The following is a 5017-nucleotide window of genomic DNA, read 5'->3' as shown; positions in this document are numbered from 1 at the left end:
TCGAGCAATTATGGGCGGGGGCAGTGCGATGAGCGCGGTGCGCACGCTGGTCGATCTGCTCGCGGTGCGGCGCGATGCGGACGGCCTTGCGCCGCGCGACTGGGACGGGGTGATCGGCGCCGCGCGCGCCGAGGCGCTGCTCGCGACGCTCGCGCACCGGCTTCAGCATGCGGCGCTGCCGCCGCCCGTCGCGGCGCTGTTCGCCGACCAGCGCGCCGCCGCCGCGGTCGCGCGGGCGCAGGCGTTGTGGGAGGCCGAGATGGCGCGCCGCGCGCTCGCGCCCGAGGGGATTGCGTTCGTGCTGTTGAAGGGCACTGCCTATGCGGCGGCGGGCCTGTCGTGCGCCGAGGGGCGCCAGATCGGCGATCTCGACATATTGGTCGGCTGGCACGACATCGGCCGCGCCGAAAAGGAGTTGATCGAGGCCGGATGGGAATGGGTGAAGCCCGATCCCTATGACGACGCCTATTACCGCGAGCATATGCACGAGCTGCCGCCCTTGATCCACAAGGCGCGCGACCGGATGATCGACGTCCACCATACGATTTTGCCGCGCACGCATCGGGTGACGCCCGATGCGCTGGCGATGATCGGCGATGCGGTGTTGGCCGATGGCGGTTTTGCCGTGCTGTGTCCGACCGACATGGCGTGCCACTGCGCCGCGCATCTGCTCGCCGACGGCGACTTGCAGGGCGGCCTGCGCAATCTGTGGGATTTCCATTGCCTGACGCGCGACTTCGCCGCCGCCAATGCGGGTTTCTGGGGCGAGCTCGATGCGCGCGCCGCGCTTCATGGGCTGCGCGCGCCGGTGCATCGCGCCGCCCGGTTGGCGCGCGATCTTTACGGTGCGGCGCTGCCGCCCGGCTGGGACCGGCGCGAGCCGGGCGATGGCTGGTTCGTCCGCCGCTTGCTCGCGCGCGACGATTGGGGGCGACCCACGCATTTCGCGTTGCAGCAGGCTTTCTACATCCGCTCGCACTGGCTGCGCATGCCGCCGGTGATGCTCGCGAAGCACCTCTGGACGAAGTGGCGGAAGGGCTAGAGTCCCGCCAGCAGTGGCAGAAGCTCGTCATAATGGCCGATCAGATGGTCGGCGCCCAAGGCTTCGGCGGGGCGGTCGAGAAAGCCGAAGCGCACCGCGACGCTGGGCACGCCGGCGGCGCGCGCCGCCATGACGTCATAGACCGAATCGCCGACGAAGGCGGTTCGCCCGCCGCCGCTCCGTTCGATCATCGCCAGCACCGGTTCGGGCGCGGGTTTGCGTACGCCGAGCGTATCGCCGCCGACGATCGCCGCCATGCGATCCGCCAGTCCCAGTTCGCCGAGCAGCTTGCGCGCCATATGTTCGGCCTTGTTGGTCGCCACCGCGCAGCGCACCCCGCGCGCCTCCAGCGCGTCGAGCGCCGCGATCAGGCCGGGGTAGGGGCGGCTCTCGACCGCGATATGCGCTTCGTAATAGGCAAGCAGCTCGCCGAGCAAGCGATCGAAATCCTCCGCCGGAACGCCGCCGGTCGCGATCAGTCCCTGTTCGAGCATGTGACGCGCGCCGAGCCCGATCATCGGCCGCACCACGGTTTCGGCGAGCGGCGCGCGTCCGATCCGCGCCAGCGCATGGTTGACCGCGGCGGTGAGGTCGCCCGCGGTGTCGACCAACGTACCGTCGAGATCGAAGCCGACGATGCGGAAGGGAAAGTCGCTCATGCCGGTCCGCATGGCCGCTCGCTCTGGAATCCGCAATGATTTGCTGGCATGGCACGCGGCATGAGCAATGCAATCGCCGCCGTCATCCTTGCCGCGGGCAAGGGCACCCGCATGAAGTCCGACCTCCACAAGGTGCTGCACCCCATCGCAGGGCGACCGATGTTGATGCATCTGATGGCCGCGGTCGATGCGCTGGCGCCCGCGAAGAAGGTCGTCGTCGTGGGCGACAAGGCCGACCAGATCGAGGCGGCGCTGGCGGGCAGCGCGGCGCTGGCGGTACAGGAGCCGCAGCTCGGCACGGGGCATGCAGTGCAGCAGGCACAAGGCGCGCTTGCGGGCTTCACCGGCGATGTGCTGATCCTCTATGGCGACGTGCCTTTTGTCCCCACGGCAACGATGCGGGCGATGGTCGATCGTCTGAACGCCGCCGATGCGCCCGCGGTTGTCGTGCTCACCTTTTTCACGGGCTACCCGCATCATTACGGCAGGGTGATCGAAGGCGAAGGCGACCAGATCGCCAAGATGGTCGAATATAAGGACGCGAGCGACGTAGAGCGCGCATGCCAGATCTGCAATTCCGGTTTGATGGCGGTGAGGTCGCGCGACCTGTTTGCGCTGCTCGCGCGCGTGACCAACGACAATGCGGCGAAGGAATATTACCTTGTTGACATCGTGAACCTCGCGATCGGCGACGGCAGGCGCTGCGTAACCGTTCGCGCCGACGAGCTGGAAGTCCAAGGCATCAACAGCCGCAGCGAATTGGCTGATGCCGAGCGGTGGTGGCAGGGTGAGCGTCGTACACGGGCGATGGCGGGCGGCGCGTCGCTGCGTGCGCCCGAAACGGTCTGGTTCAGCTGGGACACCGAAATCGGCCGCGACGTGACGGTCGAGCCCAATGTCGTCTTCGGCCCCGGCGTCCGCGTCGCCGACGGCGCGACGATCCGCGCCTTCAGCCATATCGAGGGCGCGAGCATCGGTGCGGGGTGCGAGGTTGGCCCCTATGCCCGGCTGCGCCCCGGCGCGGTGCTGGAAGACAAGGCCAAGGTCGGCAATTTCGTCGAGGTGAAGAAGGCGGTGCTCGGCAAGGGCGCCAAGGCGAACCACCTCAGCTATATCGGCGATGCGACGGTCGGGGCGGGCGCGAACATCGGCGCGGGCACCATCACCTGCAACTATGACGGCTATTTCAAATATCAGACGGTAATCGGCGAACGCGCCTTCATCGGATCGAACAGCGCGCTGGTCGCGCCGGTGAAGATCGGCGCCGACGCGATCGTCGGGGCAGGCAGCACGGTGACGCGCGACGTGATGGATGGCGAACTGCGCCTCGTCCGCGCCGAACAGTCGGTGAAGCCCGGCTGGGCCGATCGCTTCCACGATGCGATGCGCAAGAAGAAGGCGGCGGAGAAAAAGGCATGAGCGACCGGTACGAGGACAAGCCCTTCCTGCGTTATGTCGACGCCTGGGTGCTCGACGCGATCGGGCATCTCGACGAGGCGACGCGCGCCTATTGCGCGGCGATGGAGCCGACGCTGCGCCACAGCCTGGGCCTTACCGGAAGCTGGCAGGAGATGGTCGCGCAGCAGATGAAGTTCGCGCCCGACCTTTCGGCGCAGATCCGCAAGATATGGGACGACGGCCGCGTCAAATTCGCCGCCGCGCACGGCCGCCCCGCCGATCCGGTGCAATTCGCGATGACCTTCGTCGACCGCAATTTCGGGCGCGCGTGAGGATTGACATGATATCATGATATGATATCAGTATATCAATGACGCGGATACTTGCCGACCTGCCCGATGAGGACATCGAGCGCCTTGACCGCATCGCGCGCGAGCAGGGCAAAAGTCGCGCGGCCGTACTGCGCGAGGCGGTGGCGGCCTATAATGCGCAGCCCTCGCTCGAGGGTGGCGACTGGATCGATCAGGGCTTCGGCCTTTGGGCCAGGCATGGTCTGGCAGAGGATCCGGCCGATTATGCCCGGCGCCGGCGCGCGGAATGGACGCGCCCGTGGGACGATGATTATGAGGAGGTTCGGGCCGAATCTCCCGACCTGTTCGATGCCGAGGATGATCGGCAGCGCCAGCTCTATCTCGATATGCTTGCAGGCAAATATCCTGCGCCCAAGGCACCGCCCCGGCCGTGAGCGGTTATGCTTTCGACGCCAATATCGTGATCGATGCGCTCGCGGGCTACCCGCCAGCCCGCGCGGAGATTCAACGTGCGGTAAGCCATGGTTCGCGACCGTGGATCAGCCGCATGGCGTGGATCGAAGTGCTGTCGAAAGGACATGAAGCCATCGTCCGCGAGGCGACCGCGTTCCTCTCGCACTTCGGGCTTGATGAAATCGACGAAGAGATCGCCCAGCGCGCCGCGGCGCTGCGCCGCGATCGGCCGCGGTTGAAATCGCCCGATGCCATCATACTTGCGACGGCCCAGATCAGGGGGCGCGTTCTCGTGACCCGAAACATCAAGGATTTTCCGGCGGCGATGCCGGGCATCCGCGTTCCTTACACGCTCTAGAAGAAAGCATAGCCCCCATGTGCGGAATCATCGGAATTATCGGCCAGGCCCAGGTGGCGGATCGCCTCGTCGACGGGCTGAGGCGCATGGAATATCGCGGTTATGACTCGGCGGGGGTGTGCACGGTCGAGGATGGCCAGCTGATCCGCCGCCGCGCCGAGGGGAAGCTCAATAATCTCGTCAAGGAACTCGCGGGCCATCCGGCGCCCGGCACCGTCGGGATCGCGCACACGCGCTGGGCGACCCACGGCGCCCCGACGACGAGCAACGCGCACCCGCATGCGACGCAGGAAGTGGCGCTCGTCCACAACGGGATCATCGAGAATTTCAAGCCGCTGCGCGAGGCGTTGCAGGCGCGCGGCCGCGTGTTCGAAAGCGAAACCGACACCGAAGTCGTCGCGCACCTCGTTTCGGAACAGGTCGAGGCGGGCAAATCGCCGCAGGAGGCGGTGCAGGCGGTGCTGCCGCAGCTTCGCGGCGCCTTTGCGCTCGCCATCGCCTTTCGCCAGCATCCCGATTTGCTGATCGGCGCGCGCCTCGGCTCGCCGCTCGTCGTCGGCTATGGCGAGGGCGAGACCTATCTCGGTTCCGATGCGCTCGCGCTTGCGCCGCTGACGCAGAAGATTTCCTACCTCGAAGAAGGCGACTGGGTCGTCATCACGAAGGACGGCGCACAGATCCATGATGCCGACAACAATCCGGTGACGCGCGAGATCACGACGTCGGGCGTCACCGCCGCGGCGGTCGAGAAGGGCAATTACCGCCACTTCATGCAGAAGGAGATTTTCGAGCAGCC

7 protein-coding genes are annotated in these 5017 nt (G+C 66.8%); 6 read left to right on the top strand and 1 reads right to left on the bottom strand.

What is annotated here, in order from left to right; genetic code table 11:
• The first annotated feature begins 28 nt into the window (after positions 1–28).
• Positions 29–1042 carry a nucleotidyltransferase domain-containing protein gene (locus ABS88_RS24455; RefSeq protein ID WP_286750864.1) on the top strand — a complete coding sequence of 338 codons (1014 nt, stop codon included), beginning with the start codon at positions 29–31 and terminating at the stop codon, positions 1040–1042.
• On the opposite strand, the gene gph is transcribed toward ABS88_RS24455, so the two are convergent.
• The gene (gene gph, locus ABS88_RS24450) at positions 1039–1701 is read right to left on the bottom strand and encodes a phosphoglycolate phosphatase (RefSeq protein WP_286750863.1); all 663 of its coding nucleotides are present in this window, start codon (positions 1699–1701) and stop codon (positions 1039–1041) included. The two genes, ABS88_RS24455 and gph, sit on opposite strands and share 4 nt — an antisense overlap.
• A 60-nt stretch (positions 1702–1761) precedes the next feature.
• Between gph and glmU the strand changes: the two genes are divergently transcribed.
• The 5 genes from glmU to ABS88_RS24425 form a co-directional block, all read left to right on the top strand.
• The gene (glmU, locus tag ABS88_RS24445) at positions 1762–3120 is read left to right on the top strand and encodes a bifunctional UDP-N-acetylglucosamine diphosphorylase/glucosamine-1-phosphate N-acetyltransferase GlmU (RefSeq protein WP_286750862.1); all 1359 of its coding nucleotides are present in this window, start codon (positions 1762–1764) and stop codon (positions 3118–3120) included.
• Positions 3117–3431, top strand: a complete 315-nt coding sequence (locus tag ABS88_RS24440; protein WP_286750861.1) for a hypothetical protein — start codon at positions 3117–3119, stop codon at positions 3429–3431. The genes glmU and ABS88_RS24440 overlap by 4 nt, the downstream gene beginning before the upstream one ends.
• A gap of 38 nt (positions 3432–3469) precedes the next feature.
• Complete coding sequence (locus tag ABS88_RS24435; protein WP_058811806.1) at positions 3470–3844, top strand: ribbon-helix-helix protein, CopG family; 375 nt, start codon at positions 3470–3472, stop codon at positions 3842–3844.
• The gene (locus ABS88_RS24430) at positions 3841–4221 is read left to right on the top strand and encodes a type II toxin-antitoxin system VapC family toxin (RefSeq protein ID WP_286750860.1); all 381 of its coding nucleotides are present in this window, start codon (positions 3841–3843) and stop codon (positions 4219–4221) included. Before ABS88_RS24435 ends, ABS88_RS24430 begins: the two co-directional genes overlap by 4 nt.
• Before the next feature lie 17 nt (positions 4222–4238).
• Positions 4239–5017 (top strand): glutamine--fructose-6-phosphate aminotransferase (locus ABS88_RS24425; RefSeq protein WP_502686188.1); only part of this gene is annotated, 779 nt, incomplete at its 3' end.

Source organism: Sphingopyxis sp. SCN 67-31, from assembly GCF_001725095.1.
This window is presented reverse-complemented; position numbering and strand designations above follow the sequence as displayed.